The sequence below is a fragment of the Luteococcus sp. H101 genome (assembly GCF_038433155.1).
GTDB lineage: Bacteria > Actinomycetota > Actinomycetes > Propionibacteriales > Propionibacteriaceae > Luteococcus.
Window position 1 is genome coordinate 25420 of sequence record NZ_JBCDMW010000015.1, and the last position, 19154, is coordinate 44573.

At 68.5% G+C, this 19154-nt stretch carries 20 protein-coding genes; 18 read left to right on the forward strand and 2 right to left on the reverse strand.

Annotation, left to right across the window (positions count from 1 at the left end):
* Positions 1-1065 (forward strand): FKBP-type peptidyl-prolyl cis-trans isomerase, encoded by a 1065-nt coding sequence (locus AAEX60_RS05710; protein WP_342101804.1) that lies wholly within the window; start codon positions 1-3, stop codon positions 1063-1065.
* On the opposite strand, the gene gluQRS is transcribed toward AAEX60_RS05710, so the two are convergent.
* Positions 1066-1974 (reverse strand): tRNA glutamyl-Q(34) synthetase GluQRS, encoded by a 909-nt coding sequence (gene gluQRS / locus AAEX60_RS05715; protein WP_342101805.1) that lies wholly within the window; start codon positions 1972-1974, stop codon positions 1066-1068. It lies immediately after the preceding gene.
* Positions 1975-2039: 65 nt separating this feature from the next.
* On the opposite strand from gluQRS, the gene AAEX60_RS05720 reads away from it, so the two are divergent.
* The 6 genes from AAEX60_RS05720 to AAEX60_RS05745 all read left to right on the forward strand — a co-directional run bounded on the left by AAEX60_RS05720 (position 2040) and on the right by AAEX60_RS05745 (position 6353).
* Positions 2040-3002: a helix-turn-helix transcriptional regulator gene (locus tag AAEX60_RS05720; RefSeq protein ID WP_342101807.1), complete on the forward strand. Its 963-nt coding sequence runs from the start codon at positions 2040-2042 to the stop codon at positions 3000-3002.
* On the forward strand, positions 2999-4009 hold the full coding sequence (locus AAEX60_RS05725; protein ID WP_342101810.1) for a helix-turn-helix transcriptional regulator: 1011 nt from the start codon (positions 2999-3001) through the stop codon (positions 4007-4009). The genes AAEX60_RS05720 and AAEX60_RS05725 overlap by 4 nt, the downstream gene beginning before the upstream one ends.
* Positions 4009-4248, forward strand: coding sequence for a hypothetical protein (locus tag AAEX60_RS05730; protein WP_342101812.1), 240 nt, complete (start codon positions 4009-4011; stop codon positions 4246-4248). The genes AAEX60_RS05725 and AAEX60_RS05730 overlap by 1 nt, the downstream gene beginning before the upstream one ends.
* Before the next feature lie 15 nt (positions 4249-4263).
* Positions 4264-4497 carry a twin-arginine translocase TatA/TatE family subunit gene (tatA, locus tag AAEX60_RS05735; protein WP_342101814.1) on the forward strand — a complete coding sequence of 78 codons (234 nt, stop codon included), beginning with the start codon at positions 4264-4266 and terminating at the stop codon, positions 4495-4497.
* Positions 4498-4499: 2 nt separating this feature from the next.
* Positions 4500-5348, forward strand: coding sequence for a twin-arginine translocase subunit TatC (tatC, locus tag AAEX60_RS05740; RefSeq protein WP_342101815.1), 849 nt, complete (start codon positions 4500-4502; stop codon positions 5346-5348).
* 99 nt (positions 5349-5447) lie between these two features.
* Positions 5448-6353, forward strand: coding sequence for a diacylglycerol/lipid kinase family protein (locus AAEX60_RS05745; protein WP_446721277.1), 906 nt, complete (start codon positions 5448-5450; stop codon positions 6351-6353).
* 336 nt (positions 6354-6689) lie between these two features.
* Here the strand turns inward: AAEX60_RS05745 and AAEX60_RS05750 are convergent, their stop codons facing one another.
* On the reverse strand, positions 6690-7139 hold the full coding sequence (locus tag AAEX60_RS05750) for a DoxX family protein (protein WP_342101817.1): 450 nt from the start codon (positions 7137-7139) through the stop codon (positions 6690-6692).
* An 82-nt stretch (positions 7140-7221) separates the two neighbouring features.
* Between AAEX60_RS05750 and AAEX60_RS05755 the strand changes: the two genes are divergently transcribed.
* From AAEX60_RS05755 to AAEX60_RS05805, 11 genes are all read left to right on the forward strand, one after another.
* A complete protein-coding gene (locus AAEX60_RS05755) occupies positions 7222-7773 on the forward strand; it encodes a TetR/AcrR family transcriptional regulator (protein WP_342101818.1) in 552 nt (183 codons plus the stop codon).
* A gap of 236 nt (positions 7774-8009) precedes the next feature.
* Positions 8010-10928 (forward strand): DEAD/DEAH box helicase, encoded by a 2919-nt coding sequence (locus AAEX60_RS05760; RefSeq protein ID WP_342101819.1) that lies wholly within the window; start codon positions 8010-8012, stop codon positions 10926-10928.
* Positions 10929-11017: 89 nt separating this feature from the next.
* Positions 11018-11965, forward strand: coding sequence for a DUF808 domain-containing protein (locus tag AAEX60_RS05765; RefSeq protein WP_342101821.1), 948 nt, complete (start codon positions 11018-11020; stop codon positions 11963-11965).
* A 27-nt stretch (positions 11966-11992) separates the two neighbouring features.
* Complete coding sequence (hisF, locus tag AAEX60_RS05770; RefSeq protein ID WP_342101822.1) at positions 11993-12754, forward strand: imidazole glycerol phosphate synthase subunit HisF; 762 nt, start codon at positions 11993-11995, stop codon at positions 12752-12754.
* A gap of 14 nt (positions 12755-12768) precedes the next feature.
* Entirely contained in the window at positions 12769-13164 is a 396-nt protein-coding gene (locus tag AAEX60_RS05775; RefSeq protein WP_342101823.1) for an HIT family protein, read from the forward strand.
* Positions 13165-13321: 157 nt separating this feature from the next.
* Positions 13322-13816 (forward strand): aromatic ring-opening dioxygenase LigA, encoded by a 495-nt coding sequence (locus AAEX60_RS05780; RefSeq protein WP_342101824.1) that lies wholly within the window; start codon positions 13322-13324, stop codon positions 13814-13816.
* A gap of 373 nt (positions 13817-14189) precedes the next feature.
* Positions 14190-15938, forward strand: a complete 1749-nt coding sequence (locus tag AAEX60_RS05785) for an acetolactate synthase large subunit (protein WP_446721278.1) — start codon at positions 14190-14192, stop codon at positions 15936-15938.
* A complete protein-coding gene (gene ilvN, locus AAEX60_RS05790) occupies positions 15935-16444 on the forward strand; it encodes an acetolactate synthase small subunit (protein ID WP_342101828.1) in 510 nt (169 codons plus the stop codon). The genes AAEX60_RS05785 and ilvN overlap by 4 nt, the downstream gene beginning before the upstream one ends.
* A 56-nt stretch (positions 16445-16500) precedes the next feature.
* Entirely contained in the window at positions 16501-17529 is a 1029-nt protein-coding gene (gene ilvC, locus AAEX60_RS05795) for a ketol-acid reductoisomerase (protein ID WP_342101829.1), read from the forward strand.
* A 206-nt stretch (positions 17530-17735) separates the two neighbouring features.
* The gene (locus AAEX60_RS05800) at positions 17736-18086 is read left to right on the forward strand and encodes a GntR family transcriptional regulator (RefSeq protein WP_342101830.1); all 351 of its coding nucleotides are present in this window, start codon (positions 17736-17738) and stop codon (positions 18084-18086) included.
* Positions 18083-19090, forward strand: a complete 1008-nt coding sequence (locus AAEX60_RS05805) for a DUF1648 domain-containing protein (protein ID WP_342101831.1) — start codon at positions 18083-18085, stop codon at positions 19088-19090. Before AAEX60_RS05800 ends, AAEX60_RS05805 begins: the two co-directional genes overlap by 4 nt.
* Positions 19091-19154: the final 64 nt, after the last annotated feature.

The following is a 19154-nucleotide window of genomic DNA, read 5'->3' on the forward strand; positions in this document are numbered from 1 at the left end:
GTGCCTCGAATCTTCTCGCAGACCATGACCACCCCGCTGCGCCGCGCCGGCGTGGCCCTGCTCGCCGTCGGCCTGAGCGCCTCGCTGGCTGCCTGTGGCAGCAAGGAGGGCGACGACGCGTCGGCCAGCCCCTCGGCCGCCGCCTCCGGCGCCTCCTCTGCCCCGGCCGCCAGCGCCTCCGGATCGGCCTCCGCGGCGGCCACCCCGACGGTCAAGCCGACCCAGGTCAAGGACCTGTCCGGCATCACCGTCGCCCCGGCCACCGTCGGCAAGGCGCCCAAGGTGACCGCCAAGTGGCCGCTGGCCATCGACAAGTCCCAGACCAAGGTGCTCACCCCGGGTACGGGGGAGACCGTCGCCAAGGGCGCCACCGTCAAGGTCAACTACCAGGGCGTCAATGCCCGCGACGGCAAGGTCTTCGACTCCTCCTTCGAGCGTGGCCAGGCCGCCACCTTCAGCCTGCGCGGCGTGGTGCCCGGCTTCACCAAGGCGATCGAGGGGCAGAAGCTGGGCAGCCGTGTGGTCACCATGATGACCGCCGCCGACGGCTATGCCGACGGCAATCCCAACGCCGGCATCCAGAAGGGGGACAACCTGGTCTTCGTGATCGACATCCTGGAGACCTCCAAGAATGTCGCCCCCAAGGCGGGCCTGCCCACCATCAAGGACGACGCCCAGGGCATCCCCACCGCCACCATGCCGAAGACCGCGGCGCCGGCCGAGACCGTGGTGCAGCCGCTGGTGCAGGCGCCGGGGGAGAAGGTCACCGAGAAGTTCATGCTGCAGGTGGCCTACCGCGCCTGGGACTGGAAGACCGGCAAGCTGCTGGAGGACAGCTACTCCGCGCAGCAGGCGCCGCAGCCCCTCCAGGTCTCCCAGCTGATCCCGGCCATGAAGAAGGGGCTGGTGGGTCAGACCGTCGGCAGCCGGGTGATGGTGGTCATCCCGCCCAAGGACCAGCCCAAGCCGCAGGCCAACTCGGCCAGCCCGTCGGCCACCCCCAGCGCCTCCACCCAGACGCTGGTCTACGTGATCGACATCCAGCAGGGTCAGGCCGGCGCCTGATCAGGCACCAACCACCCACGGGGTCCACACCAGGTCATTGACCAGGTCACCGGGAAGCAGCCGAGCCAACACCTCGGCTGCGTCCCGGCCCTTTTCCAGCCCTGCCGACGCGCACAACTCGGCCAGCACCTCGGCCGGCCCCTGGCCCAGCTCTTGGCGGTCGGCCAGCGTGACGGCACCGTCGCGTTTGGCCAGCCGCTGGCCCTGAGCGTTGAGCGCCAGGGAGACGTGCACGTAGTCCGGCACCTCGAAGCCCAGACGGCCCGCCAGCCAGCCCTGCCGTGGGGAGGAGTCCAGCAGGTCGTCGGCGCGCACCACCTGGGTGATGCCCTGCAGACCGTCGTCCACCACCACGGCCAGGTTGTAGGCCGGGGTGCCGTCGGCGCGGAAGAGCACGAAGTCGTCCACCGGGCCGCTCACCTCGCCGGCATGGGCGTCGTGGACGGTGAAGGCAGTACCCCCGGCGCGCACCCGGATTGCCGGCTGGCGGGTGAGCCGACGTTCCGCGCGCTGGGCCGACGACAGCCCGGCGCAGGTCCCGGGATAGGGCCGCCAGCTGGGCGCGCCCGGCCCGCCGTTGGGGGCCTGGGAGGCCTGGGCAATCTCGCGTCGGGTGCAGAAGCACTCATAGGTCTCCAGGCCCTCGGCGGCCCGACGGTAGAGCTCCAGCCGATCACCCTGCCGCACCACCTCGCCATCCCAGTCAATGCCCAGCGCCGCCAGGTCGGCCAGTTGCTGCTCCGCGACGGCGGGTGCGGCGGCCACTCGCTGCTGGTCCAGGTCCTCGATTCGCAGCAGGAAGCGCCGGTGCTGGCTGCGCGCCCACAGCCAGGCCAGCAGCGCGGTGCGCAGGTTGCCCAGGTGCAGGCTGCTGGTGGGTGAGGGGGCAAACCGTCCCGCTCCGCTCATCGGCTCTCCTTCCGCTGGTAGCCTCGTTCCTGCCCCGAACGCACGTCCCCGGCAGAAGGTCAGGCATGGCGCCACGCAAGAGCGAACGTATCGTGAACCTCACGATCTGCCTGCTCTCCGCGCGTCGTTTTCTGCCCAAGGAGCAGATCCGGGAGATCGTCGAGGGCTACCACGAGCTGAGCGACGTCACCTTCGAGCGCACCTTCGAGCGGGACAAGGATGAGCTGCGGGCCATGGGCGTGCCGGTGGAGACCGGCCACAATGACAGCCTGTTCGACGACGAGCCGGGCTACCGGATCCGCCGCGCCAATTTCGAGTTCCCGCCGGTGGAGTTCACCGCCGAGGAGGCCACCGCGCTGGGGGCCGCCGCTCGGGTGTGGCAGCAGGCCAGCGTCGCCGAGCAGACGGTGAATGCCCTGGCCAAGCTGCGCGCCGCCGGCGTCGAACCGGATACGGACCGGCTGGCGGCGCTCGAACCGAGCGTCACCGCGCAGGAGCCGGCCTTCGAGGCGATCTGGCAGGCCACTCTGCAGCGTCGACGGGTGCACTTCGGCTACCGCAACCGCGAGCCGGAGCGGGTACTGGAGCCGTGGAGCGTCACCTGGCGCAAGGGCCGCTGGTATGTGATGGGGCAGGACCTCACCCGCGGGGAGCCGCGGATGTTCAAGATGAGCCGGATCACCAGCCAGCCGGTGCTGGAGGAGGCGCGCGACGCCTATCAGGTGCCCGACGTGGACCTGGCGGAGCTGGCCCGACGGCTGGAGCCCAGCGGTCCCGCCTCCACCGCCCTGGTGGCGATCCGTGAGGGACACGCCCCTGGGATGACCCGACGCTCGGAGCCGAGCCCGACCGCCGTCGCCCTGCCCGCCGGTTTCACGGTGTGGCGGGTGCCTTATGCCAACCGGGCCGATCTGGTGGCCGAGATCTGCGCCGCCGCCGACGATGCGCTGGTGGTGGAGCCGGTGGCGCTGCGCTACCAGGTGTTGGAGCAGTTGCGCGCCGTCGCCCGACGGGAGGGCGCCGCATGAGCACCTCCGCGGACCAGGTGGCGCGGCTGCTGGCGCTGGTGCCCTATCTGCAGGCGCACCAGGGGATTGCCGTGACCGAGGCCGCCAAGGCCTTCAAGATCACTCCGGCGCAGCTGATGAAGGACCTCAACGTGCTGTGGATGTGCGGCCTGCCGGGTGGGCTGCCGGGTGACCTGATCGAGATCGACATGGACGCCGCCGAGGAGCAGGGCACCATCCACCTGACCAATGCCGACTACCTGGCCCGGCCGATGCGTTTCACCCTGGACGAGGTGATGAGCTTGGTGGTGGCGCTGCGCGCCGTCGCCGAGGTGGCCAGTGGCGAGACGGCTCGCTCGGTGCACAGCGCGTTGTCGAAGCTGGAGGCGCTGACCACGTCGGGGGAGTCCGAGCGGGTGGCGATCCGGGTGGCCAGCGGCGACGAGACGGTCCGCAGCGTGCTGACCGCCGCCATCGACGAGGGCAAGCGGGTGCGGCTGGTCTACGACGGCCTGACCCGCGGGCACACGTCGACACCCGAGGTGGATCCGGTGCGGATCGACCTGCGCGACGGTGCCGCCTACCTGCAGGCTTGGAGTCTGGAGCGCGATGCTTGGCGCACCTACAAGCTGGACCGGATTGTCCGCGCCGAGCTGCTGGCGCTGCCGGCCGAGGCCCACGGGACGCCGCCGAAGCCGGTGGCGGGTTGGTTCGAGACGAATCAGGCCAGCGTGACGCTGGAGCTGCAGCCGTCGGCGGCCTGGATCACCGAGTATTACCCGACGCTGGAGGTGCACGGCTCCGGAAGCGACGGTGAACTTCTGGTGGCGACGCTTCCGGTGGCCGACCCCAACTGGTTGCGTTCGCTCTTGCTGCGGCTGGGGGGCGGCGCGCGGGTGCTGGAGCCCGCCGGTGCCGGCCGGGATGCGGCGCAGGCCGCGGTGGATGCGCTGGCGCTGAATGCGTCGGTCTTCGGCACCGACCCGCCCGACGAGATCGCCTCCCAACGGGCCGCCGACAAGGGCTGATGATGGTCTGGCTGCTGCTGTGGTGCGGGATTGGGCTGCTCTGGCTGGCGATGTTGCTGGGCTGCGGCTGGATGCTGTGGCGCAAGGCTCGGGCGCTGGTACGGGAGCTCGCCGAGCAGGGCCGCACCCTGGGTGAGTTGGTCAGCCTGCTGGGGGAGCTAGAGTTGCCTGCGGAACGCGACGCCGCGGCGAAACGCTCCACCCGGACTGATGCCGACGCGGGAACCTCCTGCGTCTGATCCCTAGGAGACGAGATGCCCAACCTGGGCCCCACCGAGCTGCTGATCATCCTTGCCATTGCCATCCTGCTCTTCGGCGGCACCCGGCTGGCGGGCGTCGGCAAGGCCTCCGGCCGCGCCATCCGGGAGTTCAAGGAGGAGACCTCCTCCCTGAAGAAGGATGAGCAGGCCAAGCAGGTGGAGACGCACCGCGTCACCGAGACGGCCGACGGCACCATCGTCGAGACCGAGAAGAAGTACGAAGCCTGATCGTGGCCAGCTCCACTGGCGCCACCGTCCGGCGTAGGCGGCGCCCCGACCTGTCCTGGATGAAACCACCGCGCCCCGACGACGAGGGCGCGATGGCGCTGGTGGACCACCTCAAGGAACTGCGCTACCGGGTGATCGTCTCGGTGATCGCCGTCGTGGTGGCCATGGTCCTCTGCCTGATCTGGAACGAATTCCTGTACCGCCTGGTCTTCCGCCCCTACATGCAGTCGATCGAGATCTACAAGCAGGCCCATCCGGGAGCCGACGTGAGTCTGGTGGCCAGCGGCCTGTCGACCCCATTCATGTTCACGCTGAAGACCGGTCTCTATGCCGGCCTGGTGACCAGCTGCCCGATCTGGCTCTACCAACTGTGGGCCTTCATCGCGCCCGGCCTGCTGGCCAAGGAGAAGAAGTACTCGCTGGCCTTCCTGGGCACCGGCATCCCACTGTTCCTGTCCGGCGTCCTGCTGGGCTACTGGATCAGCCCCAAGGGTTTCGTGATGCTGCTGGGCTTCACCCCCGACGGCGTCACCAACCTGCAGGACATCAACGACTTCCTGCACTTCCTGTCCGTGATGCTGCTGGTCTTCGGCGGTGCCTTCCTGCTGCCGGTGATCCTGGTGGCGCTCAACCTGGTCGGGGTGCTCAGCGCGGCCACCCTGGCAAAGTACCGGGCACTGGGCATCTTCGCCTGCTTCGTCTTCGGCGCCGTCGCCACCCCCTCGCAGGACCCGTTCAGCATGTGCGCCCTGGCCGTCCCGATGGCCGTGATGTACCTGGTCAGCGAGGTCATCTGCCGGGTCAATGACAAGCGCCGCGCCGCCCGCGCTGACCTGGTCCTGGCCGACTGAATCACCCGAGCCGAGCGAACCATGCCCACCGGCCCCGTCATCCACCTGGTCGTCAATCCCAGCGCGGGGCGCGGTCGGGCCCGTCGACTGCTGCCCAGAGTGCACAACACACTCGCGGACGCCGTTCCCGACGGGCGGGTGGTGGTGCACCTGACCACCAGCTACGAAGACGCCCGGCGCCAAGCGCTGGAATCCGCCCGCTCGGCCCGCCCGGGCCGTTCCGGGAACGAGCGCGACAGCCTGGTGGTGATGGGTGGCGACGGGATGGCGCACCTGGGGCTCAACGCCTGCGCCGAGGCCCGAGCCGATGCGCTTGATGTCCCGCTGGGGATCATCCCGGCCGGCACCGGCAATGACTTCTGCCGCGGGATCGGGCTGCCCGCCGACATCCGCGAGGCCACTGTGGCCGTCGCTGGGCGGCGCACCCGTCGGATCGACCTCACCGAGGTGACCGGCCCGCTCACCGGCGGCGACGAGCACCGCTACGTCGGCTCGGTGGTCTCCACCGGCTACGACGCCCGGGTGAACCTGGCCACCAACGACTTCCGCTACCCGATCGGGCCGCTGGGGGCGCTGGCCTATGGCGCGCTGGCGCTGGGCGAACTGGCCCGCTTCCGGCCGCTGGACTACCGGATCGAGATCGATGGCCAGCGACGCGAATTGAGCTCCGTGCTGGTAGCCGTCGCCAATGCTGGTCACTTCGGCGGTGGGATGCACATCGTGCCCGACGCCGACGTCACCGACGGCCTGCTGGACGTGCTGATCGTCGGCGACCTGAAGCGCCGCCAGGTGCTCGCCCTGCTGCCCAAGCTCTACACCGGCGGGCACGTCGGCCACCCGGCGGTGGAATTCGTCCAGGCCCGGCAGGTGCGAATCGACGGCCAGATCGTCAACCGCGACGGCAGTCGCGCTCCGATGTTCGCCATGGCCGACGGCGAGCGCCTCGGCGGCGTCCCGCTCACCGCCACCTGCCGCCCCGGCCTGATCGACGTCTTCACCGCCTGACGAGGGCCCCTTCCACGACCTCTCGATGAGCTCGGGGACACCCTCGACAAGCTCGGGGGCCGTGGTTGCGAGAGCAGCTCTGCCACGATGGCCGAGCCTGTCGAGGCCCACTTCGAGACCACGCGATCAGTTCGCGGGCAGCGGTCTCGAGTTCGAGTGGGAACAAGGGCTGGCCTTCCTGTGGGGTGACCCTCGCACCACTGGGCACTTCGCGACACTTCGGGCCACTCCGTACGCTCACGGAACAGCCGACGTCCCGGACCTTCGTCGCGGAGTCGGCCGCTCGACTCTGCTGGCCGCAGGCAACTCTCTGACTCAGGAACACAGTTTTCTGACTCAGGCACACAGGGCGACGTAGCTGGCTGCGCTGAGGAAGACGCCCTGCAGCGCGGTGCGCCTTCCCAGGGGAGTGGCGGGGGCCGTGGCCGACCGTCGTTCTCTGGCCGCGTGGACATTCGCTGGAAAGACCGCGAGGAGGAGGACAACCAGCGCCGAGGCTGCCACGTTTCGCACCAACCCGGATGGCACGAGCAGGGCGACGGCGCCGGCCAACTCCATCAGCCCGGTCACGGTGACCAGCAGCTGAGGATGAGGCAGGGCAGGCGGGACGATGGCGATCAATCCCTCCCGCTTTGCGGGCGCGAAGTGGGCCAGACCCGTCAGGGTGAACATCACTGCGAGACCGACGGCCACGGCTTCCACCCACGTTCCCACATAGTCGATCCCGGCCAGACCCGCCAAACGGGCGATCAGGGTTGCGCTGCACAAAGTTACGAAGGGGGCCATGCTCTCTCCCATCTAGACACTGGAAAGATTAGGCTGTTCGCCGTGATCTTTCCAGTGGAAAGATTCACGTTAGGCTTGCAGGATGAGCCAGGGCTATCACCATGGAGACCTCCGTCGGGCGTTGCTGGACGAGGCGGTTCGACTGATTGACGACCGCGGTCCGACGGGCGTCACGATGCGTGAACTTGCCCGGAGAACCGGAGTCACCCACGCCGCGCCCATGCATCACTTCGGTGACCGCCGTGGACTCCTGACAGCGATGGCCGTTGAGGGGCTGGAACTGCTCACAGCGGCCATGCGGACCGCCAGACACGCGGGCTTCGATGAGGTGGCCGTTGCCTATGTGCGGTTCGCCCGGGCACATCCCGGTCATTATGCCGTGATGCATCGCCCAGAACTCCTGGACGCCAATGCGCCAGACCTGGTGGAGGCTCGTGCTGCCGCGGCCCGGGAGCTGGCTGGTGGGGTTCGCACCATTCCGGAAGAACGACGTCGCCATGTCAGTTCCGAAGAGGCGGCTCAGATCGCCTGGGCCATGGTGCACGGCCTCGCGTCACTTCTGGGGGAGGGAACGCTCCCCGAGGAGTCTGCGGAGACGGTCACCCGGCGAGCAGCACACCAACTCTTCGGCTGAAAGACGGAGGGCTCAGCAATTTCGCGGCCGTGGGACTTCGCGCCAAAGGTCCGGGCCGACGGCCGTTCCGTGAGCGTGCGGAGTGGCCCGAAGCGTCGCGAAGTGTCCAGCGGTGCGAGAGGGTATTCCCCGGGGAGCGATGGCCCAGCCGCCGTAACCACGATGGCCGAGCTTGTCGAGGCCCCTGAACCTGGTGAGCACAGAAATGTCAGATCCACCGGATACCCTCGTCGGTGATGACTGACAACGAGATTCCCCAGGTTCCCGACGACGCGTCCGAGCTGCTGGACGGGCCGCTGGCGCCCTTCGTCGTGCGGCCGGGCAGCCTGCTGGAGCAGTTCGCCGCCGGCTACAGCTTCTCCCTGGACGACTACCAGCTGCGGGCCTGTGCCCAGGTGGAGGATGGCGCCGGGGTGCTGGTCGCGGCCCCGACGGGTGCTGGCAAGACCGTGGTGGGGGAGTTCGCGGTCTTCTGCGCCCTGGCCGGCGGCAAGAAGTGCTTCTACACCACCCCGATCAAGGCGCTGAGCAACCAGAAGTTCCATGATCTGGCCGAGCGGCATGGCGCGGATCGGGTGGGGCTGCTCACCGGCGACTCGTCGATCAACTCGGAGGCGCAGGTGGTGGTGATGACCACCGAGGTGCTGCGCAACATGATCTACGCCAACTCCACCACCCTGAACAACCTGGGCTACGTCGTGATGGATGAGGTGCACTATCTGGCCGACCGCTTCCGTGGCGCCGTCTGGGAAGAGGTGATCATCGGGCTGGCCCCCAGCGTGCAGGTGATCAGCCTGTCGGCCACCGTCAGCAATGCCGAGGAGTTCGGCGACTGGCTCGACGAGGTGCGCGGCAATGTGCAGGTGGTGGTCAGCGAACGTCGCCCCGTGCCGCTCTACCAGCACATCATGGCCGGCAAGCAGATCCACGACCTGTTCGAGGGCGTCGCCCCGACTGCGTCGGCGCTGCCCAGCGAGCGCGCCGCCCGGGTCAACCCGGACCTGCTGAAACTGGCCAAGAGCGAGGCCAAGGAGGTACGCGACGACTCGCGGCGCCCCCGAGGCCGCTCCGGCAAGGGCAAGAAGAATGTCGCCTACGGCTCGGGCCAGTTCGGCGGTGCCGCGAAGGCCCACCTGGACCGGCGCGGCGGCCGCGACGGGCGCGGTGAACGGGGCCGGGACTCGCGGGATTCCCGCGACGATCGTCGCCCGCGGCTGACCCCCAGCCGGGCCGTGATGACCACCCAGCTGCAGCGCGCCAAGCTGCTGCCCGCCATCTGCTTCGTCTTCAGCCGGCAGGGTTGTGACGGCGCGGTGCGCCAGCTGCTGGGTGCCGGGGTGAACCTGACCAGCGACTCCGAGGCCACCCAGCTGATCGGCATCGCCCAGCGCCACCTCTCGGGCCTGAGCCCGGCAGACCTGCGCGCCCTGGACCACGACATCTTCCTGGAGGCCCTGAGCCGCGGCATCGCGTCCCACCACGCCGGTCTGCTGCCCGCCTTCAAGGCGGTGGTGGAGGAGGGCTTTGCCGCCGGCCTGATCAAGATCGTCTTCGCCACCGAAACCCTGGCCCTGGGCATCAACATGCCCGCCAGGACCGTGGTGATCGAGAAGCTGGTGAAGTACAACGGCGAGAGCCACGTGGACATCACGCCCGGCGAGTACACCCAGCTCACCGGCCGGGCAGGGCGTCGCGGAATCGACGTCGAAGGCCACGCGGTGGTGCTCTGGCAAGCGGGAATGGACCCACGCGCGGTGGCCGGTCTGGCCTCCCGGCGCACCTACCCGTTGAAGTCCTCCTTCTCACCCACCTACAACATGACCGTCAACCTGGTGGGCCGCGTGGGACGGGAACACGCCCGCGGGCTGCTGGAACAGAGCTTCGCCCAGTTCCAGACCGACCGCTCCGTGGTGAACCTGGCCTCGGTGGCCGCCCGCAACCAGCGGGAGATCGACGACTACCTGAAGGCCGCCCACTGTGACCGCGGCGACTTCGCCGAGTACGCCCGGCTTCGGGAGGAGATCAACCAGACCGAGGCCGAACAGGCGCGGCTGCGCAAGCAGGACAAGCGCGCCGAGGCGCTCAACTCGCTGCTGACCCTGGAGGCCGGCGACATCATCCACGTCCCGTCGGGCCGACACGAGGGCTGGGCCGCGGTGATCGACCCCGGCCGACGCGGTGGCCGCGGCGGTGAGCCGCACCCGATGGTGGTGACCGAGGACCGCGACGTGGTGCGCCTGACCACCAGCGACTTCCCGACCCCCACCCAGGTGGTGGGCAAGCTGCGGATCCCGCGCAAGTTCGACCCGCGCCAGCCCGCCAGCCGTCGCAACCTGGCCGCCTCCTTCCTGGACAAGCTGCACAGCCTCAACCCGCAGTTGGCCACCCTGCACGGCCCCAAGGCCGACGCCGAACTGACCGCCCGGATCAGCGAGCTGCGCCGGGAACTCAAGCGCCACCCCTGCCACGAGTGCCCGGACCGGGAGACCCATGCCCGCTTCGCCGAACGGGCGATGCGGCTGGAACGCGACCGCAACCAGGCGCGCTCCCGGGCCGAGGCGCGCAGCAACACCATCGCCAAGCGCTTCGACAAGCTCTGCCAGGTGTTGGAGAGCCTGGGTTACCTGGGCAGCGAGGACCACGAGGTGACCGACGCCGGCCGAATGCTGGCCCGGCTGTACTCGGAGCTGGATCTGGTGGCCGCCGAGTGCATCCGCGACGGAGTCTTCGACGGGCTGGATGCCCCGCAGCTGGCCGCCGTGCTCAGCTCACTGGTCTACGAGACCCGACGGGTGGAGCAGGGGCGGATGGCCCGCATGCCCGACCGAGCCACCGAGATCGCCCAGCAGGCGCTGCGCACCAAATGGCGCGAGGTGAGTCTGGTGGAGCGGGACTTCCGCCTGGAGCGAAGCGCGGAACCGGACATCGGCTTCGCCGGGGCCGCCTATGCCTGGGCATCGGGCGAACCGCTCGCCCGGGTGCTTGGTGATTGCGGCCTACCGGCCGGTGACTTCGTCCGATGGGTCCGTCAAGTGATCGACATGGCCGGTCAGGTGGCGGCCGCCGCCGGGCCGGGAGACCTGCGTCGGACCTGTCGGGAAGCCGTGGTGGCGATGCGTCGCGGCGTGGTGGAGTTCGACCCCGACGAGGACTAGCCCGTTACCATGGACGTGGCCCGGTCACCGGGCCATCGTCCTGCCCGGACGTCTTCCCCTGACTGACGCATCCTGAATCGGAGAAATCCATGGCCGGTGGCCTCGCAGCACTGCTCGACGACGTGGCGGCAATCGCCAAGGTGGCAGCCGCATCCATTGACGACGTCGGGGCGGCGGCCGGCAAGGCCAGCATCAAGGCCACCGGCGTCGTGGTGGACGACACCGCGGTGACCCCGCAGTATGTCGCCGGCGTCACGCCCGACCGGGAACTACCGATCATCCGCAAAATTGCGATTGGCTCCATCCGCAACAAGCTGGTCTTCATCCTGCCGGTGGTGATCCTGCTCAGCATCTACGCCAAGTGGGCTCTGACCCCGATCCTGATGTTGGGTGGTGCCTACCTGTCCTATGAGGGTGCCCACAAGATCTGGGGGAAGCTCACCGGCCACGGGCACGGGGAGGGTGCCGGTGGTGACCCGGAGACCCCGGTGGTGCTCGAGGGGCCGGAGCAGGAAGCGAAGATGATCAAGGGGGCCATCACCACCGACTTCATCCTCTCCGCCGAGATCATGGTGATTGCCCTGAACGAGGTGACCGACCAGCCATTGCTGACCCGGATCGGCAGCCTGATCGCGGTGGCCCTGCTGATCACCTTCCTGGTCTACGGCGTGGTGGCGATCATCGTGAAGCTGGACGACATCGGCCTGAAGATGACCCAGAAGGGTCTGAAGTCGGGCGCCATCGTGGTCAAGGCGATGCCGGTGATCCTGTCCATCCTGTCCACCGTCGGCCTGGCCGCGATGCTCTGGGTGGGCGGCCACCTGATCATGGTGGGCGCCAACGAGCTGGGCCTGCACGCCCCCTACGAGTTCGTGCACCACCTGGAACACGTCGTCACCCACGCCGTCCCGCACGCCCTGTCCGCGACGCTGGGTTGGTTCACCAACACCCTGGGGTCCGCGGTGATCGGCTTCGTGGTGGGTTCGATCATCGTCGGCATCCTGGCGCTCATCCCGCACGGCAAGAAGAGCCACTGACACAGGGGCCCGGCTACCCTTGGGCCCATGAGCCTTGCCCTGCGCGTCATCCCCTGCCTCGACGTCCATGACGGACGGGTCGTGAAGGGCGTCAACTTCACCAACCTGCGCGACGCCGGGGATCCGGTGGAGCTGGCCCGTGCCTACGGCGAGGCCGGTGCCGACGAGCTGGTCTTCCTGGACATCTCTGCCTCCGGCGAGGGCCGGGCCACGACGCGGGAGATGGTCACCCGGTGCGCCGAGACGGTCTTCATCCCGCTGTGCGTCGGCGGGGGAGTGGGCAGCGTCGCCGACGTCGACGCGCTGCTGCGCTGCGGCGCGGACAAGGTGGGTATCAACACCGGCGCCATCCGCCGCCCCGAGGCGATCAACGAGATCACCCAGCGCTTCGGCAATCAGGTGCTGGTGCTCAGCCTGGACGCTCGACGCGAGCCCGGTCAGCCGTCGGGCTTCGGGGTCACCACCCACGGCGGCAAGAGGCCGGCCGGTCTGGACGCGATCGCCTGGGTGAAGGAGGCGGTGGAGCGTGGCGCCGGTGAGGTGCTGCTGAACTCCATGGATGCCGACGGAACCACCGACGGCTTCGACCTGGAGATGATCCGGGCGGTGCGTCAGGTGGTGGACGTCCCGGTGATCGCCTCCGGCGGTGCCGGCACGGTGCAGCACTTCGTCGATGCCGCCGCGGCCGGTGCCGACGCGGTGCTGGCGGCCAGCGTCTTCCACTACGGCACCCTGACCATCGCCCAGGTCAAGGACGGGCTGCGCGCAGCCGGTTACACCGTTCGCTGACTACCATGGGCCGCATGGATTGCCTGTTCTGCAGCATCGTGTCCGGGGACCTGCCCAGCCGCAAGGTCTACGAGGATGACCATTCCTACGCCTTCCTCGACATCGCCCCGTTCCACAAGGGGCACACGCTGGTGGTGCCCAAGCGGCATGTCGACGACCTGACCGGGGACGCCGAGGTCCTGGCCGAGATCGCGCCCGCGGTCAGCCACGTCTCGCGACTGCTGGTGGACAAGCTGGACGCCGACGGGCTGAACATGCTCTCCAGCGCCGGCCCGGTGGCTGGCCAGGAGGTCTTCCATCTGCACGTGCACCTGGTGCCCCGCTATGGCGAGAACCCCGGTCTGGCCGCGCTGCTGCAGAAGGACGACGCGGAGGACCTGGACGAGGTGCTGGCCCAGATCCTGTCCTGATCCGGAGGTCGACGAATTGTCGACCCCGGTGGTTGAGGGCTGAACTACCATGTCTAAGGTGGTCAGTAGTTGACCGTTGCACAACGTCGTGGATCCCTGATCGGCACGGCGTGTGTGGTGGCCGACGTCCATTCCCTCGAACCAAAGGACACCCATCATGAGTGCCAAGCCCATCAAGCTGATCGGCATCTGCTCCCTGATTGCCGGGCTGATCATGCTGGTTGCCGGTGCCGTCACCTGGGGCACCGTCACCAGCCAGCTGAAGAGCGAGAACATCACCGTTCCCGCCGACGCCAAGACCAATGCCGGCAAGAAGGTCGGTGGCCCCTTCACCGCCTGGAGCCAGGCGGAGATCATCAAGGAGCACGCCCTGCACGGCGCGGAGAACAAGACCTATGCCGAGCTGGGCGCCGAGATCAAGAAGGCCGAGGCCGCCAAGGATACCGCCGCGGTGGAGAAGTGGACCAAGGCCCGCACCAGCGCCATGAACGGCTCCTTCCTGCGTGCGTCGCTGTTCACCTCCATCGTCAGCTACGGCGTCTCCGCCCTGGTGATGGGGCTGGGCCTGCTGTCCGCCCTGGTGGGCTGGGCGCTGATGCGCGCCGGCAAGATTCTGGACGCCACCCGCACCGGCGGCGCAACCGCCGTCTGAGCCCTTCCGGCTTGCTGTCAGCCCCGTCGGCCACCGCAGCCGGCGGGGCTGACCCGTCCCCGGCGTCCCGCCGTGAAGTCCACAATACGGAAATGCGTCTCATGATGTGGAAAGCTGGGGTAGGGTCATTGACCGGGCCGTCGCCGGTGCGGGAGAGTCAAGCCATGCACAGCTTCCTCGTACTGATCAGGCGCTGAGACCAGCCACCACCGGTTCTCAGCGCTACCTCCGTCTGCCCAGGGCAGCGGAGGTTTTTTGTTGGCCGGGCAGGGCTTCACGTCCGGCTGGCGGACAGGTTCAGCAGAGCAAGCAGCGCACGAAATCATCGGGTCAGGGGTCACAGCCCACCCGAACCAACGACGAAGGGAATGCCATGGCACCCGCAGATGCCACACCCAAGATGATGACCGGCGCCCAGGCGCTCGTCGCCTCGCTGGAGCGTCTCGGGGTAGAGGTTGTCTTCGGCCTTCCCGGTGGCGCCATCATGCCCGCCTACGACGCGCTCTACGACTCCAAGATCCGCCACATCCTGGTCCGCCACGAGCAGGGCGCCGGACACGCCGCGGAGGGCTACGCCACCGCCACCGGCCGGGTCGGGGTGTGCATCGCCACCTCCGGCCCGGGTGCCACCAACCTGGTCACCCCCATTGCCGACGCCTACATGGACTCCGTGCCCATGGTGGCCATCACCGGCCAGGTGAACTCCACCTTCATTGGCACCGACGCCTTCCAGGAGGCCGACATCCGCGGCATCACGATGCCGATCAGCAAGCACAACTTCCTGGTCACCAAGGTGGAGGACATCCCGCGGGCGGTCAAGGAGGCCTTCCACATCGCCGAGACCGGCCGCCCCGGCCCGGTGCTGGTGGACATCGCCAAGGACGCGCTGGTCAGCTCCGCGCCCTTCGTCTGGCCGTCGGGAATCAACCTGCCCGGCTACAAGCCCACCACCAGGCCGCACAGCCGCCAGGTGCGTCAGGCCGCCAAGATGATCGCCGAGGCGAAGCGCCCGGTGCTCTACATCGGTGGCGGCGTGATCAAGGCGCGCGCCGCCGAGGAGTTGGCCAAGCTGGTGGAGGCCACCGGCATCCCCGTGGTCACCACCCTGATGGCCCGCGGTGCCTTCCCGGACAGCCACGAGCTGCACATGGGCATGCCCGGCATGCACGGCTCGGTCTCCGCCGTCGGCGCCATCCAGCAGTCCGACCTGCTGATCGCCGTCGGCACCCGCTTCGATGACCGGGTGACCGGCAAGCTGGACACCTTCGCGCCGCTGGCCAAGGTGATCCACGCCGACATCGACCCGGCCGAGATCAGCAAGAACCGGGTGGCGGACCTGCCGATCGTCGGCGACGCGCGCGCCTTCCTGAAGGAGCTGAACGGCGCGATCGTCGGCGTCGAGCTGGAAGACCTCAAGCCCTGGCAGGACAACCTGGCCTCCCTCAAGCGGCGCTACCCGCTGGGCTGGGAGGAGCCGACCGACGGCCGGCTCAGCCCGCAGTACGTGATCAAGCGGCTGGGTGAGCTCAGCGGCCCGGACACCATCTTCGCCAGCGGCGTCGGCCAGCACCAGATGTGGGCCGCGCACTTCCTGCCGCACGAGAAGCCGGGCAAGTGGCTCAACTCCGGCGGCGCCGGCACCATGGGCTACTGCGTGCCGGCCGCGATGGGCGCCAAGGCGGGCGATCCCGACGCGGTGGTCTGGGGGATCGACGGCGACGGCTGCTTCCAGATGACCAACCAGGAGCTGGTCACCTGCGCCCTCAATGACATCCCGATCAAGATCGCGGTGATCAACAACAACGTGCTGGGCATGGTGCGGCAGTGGCAGACGCTGTTCTTCGACCAGCGCTACTCCCACACCGACCTGAACTCGGAGCGGATCCCGGACTTCCCGAAGCTGGCCGAGGCAATGGGCTGCGTCGGGCTGCGGGCCGAGACCATCGACGAGGTGGACGAGGTGATCAACAAGGCGCTGAGCATCAACGACGGCCCCGTCGTGGTGGAATTCGTCGTCGAGAAGGACGCCATGGTGTGGCCGATGGTGGCCGCCGGCACCAGCAATGACGACATCAAGATTGCCCGCGACATGGCCCCCGACTGGGAAGAGGAAATCCTGTGAGCACCACCCATACCCTCAGCGTCCTGGTCAGCAATGCCCCCGGCGTGCTGACCCGCACCGCGGCGCTGTTCAGCCGTCGCGGCTTCAACATCGAGTCCCTGGCGGTGGGTCCCACCGAGCGCGAGGACCTCTCCCGGATGACCCTGGTGGCCCAGGTGGACGACCCGATCGTGCTGGAGCAGCTGGTCAAGCAGCTCAACAAGCTGATCGAGGTGATCAAGGTGGTGGAGCTGGAGACCAATGCGGTCAAGCGCGAGCTGCTGCTGGTCAAGGTCCGCTCCGACATCACCACCCGTAGTCAGGTGATCGACACGGTCAGCCTGTTCCGCGGCAAGGCGGTCGACGTCGGGCCGGAGTCCATTACGGTGGAGGCCACCGGCAGCCAGGAGAAGCTGGCCGCGATGCTGGAGATGCTGCAGCCCTTCGGGATCATCGAGCTGGTGCAGTCCGGCCAGGTGGCCCTGGGTCGCGGCAGTCGTCCGATCACCGACAAGTCCCGTTCCTGACCCAGACCCGTACAACCCAAGACCCCTGCACAACCAACACAAGGAGTTCCACCCTCATGGCAAAGATGTTCTACGACGACGACGCCGACCTCTCCATCATCCAGGGCCGTACGGTCGCCGTGATCGGCTACGGCTCGCAGGGGCATGCGCATGCGCTGAGCCTGCGGGATTCCGGCGTCGACGTGCGGGTCGGCCTGGCCGAGGGCAGCAAGTCCCGCGCCAAGGCCGAGGCCGAGGGGCTGCGCGTCCTCAGCGTCGCCGAGGCCGTGGAGGAGGCCGACGTCATCATGATCCTCACCCCCGACCAGGTCCAGCGTGGGCTGTACAAGGCCGAGATCGAGCCGAACCTGCAGGATGGCGACGCCCTGTTCTTCGCCCACGGCTTCAACATCCGCTTCGGCTACATCACCCCGCCGGAGGGCGTCGACGTCTGCATGGTCGCCCCCAAGGGGCCCGGCCACGTCGTGCGTCGCGAGTACGCCGACGGCCGGGGCGTCCCGGTCATCGTCGCTGTCGAGAAGGACGCTTCGGGTGATGCCTGGCCGCTGGCCCTGAGCTATGCCAAGGCCATCGGTGGCCTGCGTGCCGGTGGCATCGAGACCACCTTCACCGAGGAGACCGAGACCGACCTGTTCGGTGAGCAGGCCGTGCTCTGTGGCGGCATGTCGCACCTGGTGCAGGCCGGTTTCGAGACCCTGGTGGAAGCCGGCTACCAGCCCGAGGTGGCCTACTTCGAGTGCCTGCACGAGCTCAAGCTGATCGTCGACCTGATGATCGAGGGCGGCATCTCCAAGCAGCGCTGGAGCATCTCCGACACCGCCGAGTACGGCGACTACGTCTCCGGCCCGCGCGTCGTGGACGACCACGTCAAGCAGAACATGAAGGCCATCCTGACCGACATCCAGAACGGCACCTTCGCCAAGAACTTCATCGAGGACCAGGACGCGGGCGCGCCCGAGTTCAAGAAGATGCGCGAGACCGAGCAGGGCCACCAGATCGAGGCCACCGGCAAGGAGCTCCGCAAGATGTTCAGCTGGATCAAGGAGACCGACGAGGACTACACCGAAGGCAAGGCCGACCGCTGATCTGAGCGCTACGCCAATCTCAGGATGGTCCCCGAGCTTGTCGAGGGGCGAGGCCCCTTCCGCAGCATGCGGAAGGGGCCTCGTGCTGTGTCCACCCCCGATCTGCGAGTACCCACGCAACCCCGGTCCCCGGGTAACCACGCAACCCCGGTCCCCAAGCCGGTCGAGCGGTTGAAAAGCAGGCTTCTTCTAGTAACAATAGAACTATGTTGTGGACGGTGAATCCGGCGTCACCGACGCCCTTGTTCGAGCAACTCGCCGCGCTGGTGCGCCGCGCGATCGCCGATGGGAAGCTGGCCAAGGGCGAGAAGCTGCCGTCGGCCAAAGAACTGGCCGCCTCGCTGGAGATCAACCTGCACACCGTGCTGCGCGCCTACCAGAGCCTGCGCGACGAAGGGCTGATCGAGCTGCGGCGCGGCAGGGGAGCGGTGGTGATCGCCGAGGATCCCGGTCTGGTGAACCTGCACCTGATGGCCGACGAGCTGCTGGCAGAGGCCGGACGGCTGGGGCTGGCGCATGAGCACCTCGTCGAGATCCTGGAAGGTCGTCGGGCATGAACACCACCACGACGACCCAGGAATTCGTCGATCACCCGCCCGCTCGGGTCTACTGGCTGCCCGCGCTGGTCTGCCTGCTGTGTACCGCTGGCGGGGTCGTGCTGGTGTGGAGCGTGCGGGGTCAGCTGCCGGACCCGGTGGTCGCCCACTGGGGAGCCGACGGCAGGCCCGACGGCTTCACTCCGCTCAGCCAGGTGGTGAGCCTGCACGCCATCCTCACCCCGGCCCTCAGCCTGCCGATGCTCGCCGTGGGTGCGGCCATGAAGCAGGCCCGGGTGATGGCACCGGTGGTGGCAGGCACCGCCACCTTCGTCGCCACGACCTTCTTTGGCGGAATCTGGATGCAGCGCGGCCGGCCCACCGGACAGGCCGGCGACGAGTGGAGCAGCGTCGCGGCGGGTGTAGTGGCGGCAATCGCCGTGGGTGGTCTGGTCTGGCTGGCCACGCGTGCTCCCAAGGTGCTGGTTCCCGCCTCGACGGTGTTGCCGGACGGTGTGCCCACGGTCACCGGCCCCACCAATGGCCGCTTCGCGTGGACCGGCTCCCTGGTGCGCGGCAGGGCCGTCCACTGGTTCTTCGGACTGGCGGCGCTCCCGGTCGTTGCTATGGGCGTGCTGTTCGCGGTGCTGGGGAACCTCCCGGGGGCGCTGTTCATGCTGCTCACCCTGCTGGTGGTGCTCGTGCCCTTCCAGATGATGTTCGCCCGCATCACCGTCGACTCCCGGGGGCTTCGCACCGCGGGACCTATCCGCTGGGTCAACATCCCGCTGGAGACCATCGTCTCGGCCGAGGTGGGCAGGACGGTCAATCCGCTCGGGGATTTTGGCGGCTATGGGCTGCGCGGTGCCCTCTTTGATGGCGCCAGGGGCCTGGTCACGGCCGAGGCGCCCACCCTGCTGGTCCACCAGGCCGGCAAGCCGCCGATGTACCTCACCGTCGCCGACCCCGAGACCGCCGCGGCCACCCTGAACACCTTGCTCGCGACGCAACGTCGCGGACGATGAGAAGGCGAGTGAGATAACGGTGCCGGCCATCGAGTTGGTCGTCGTGGGCCTGGTGTGTGGCGCG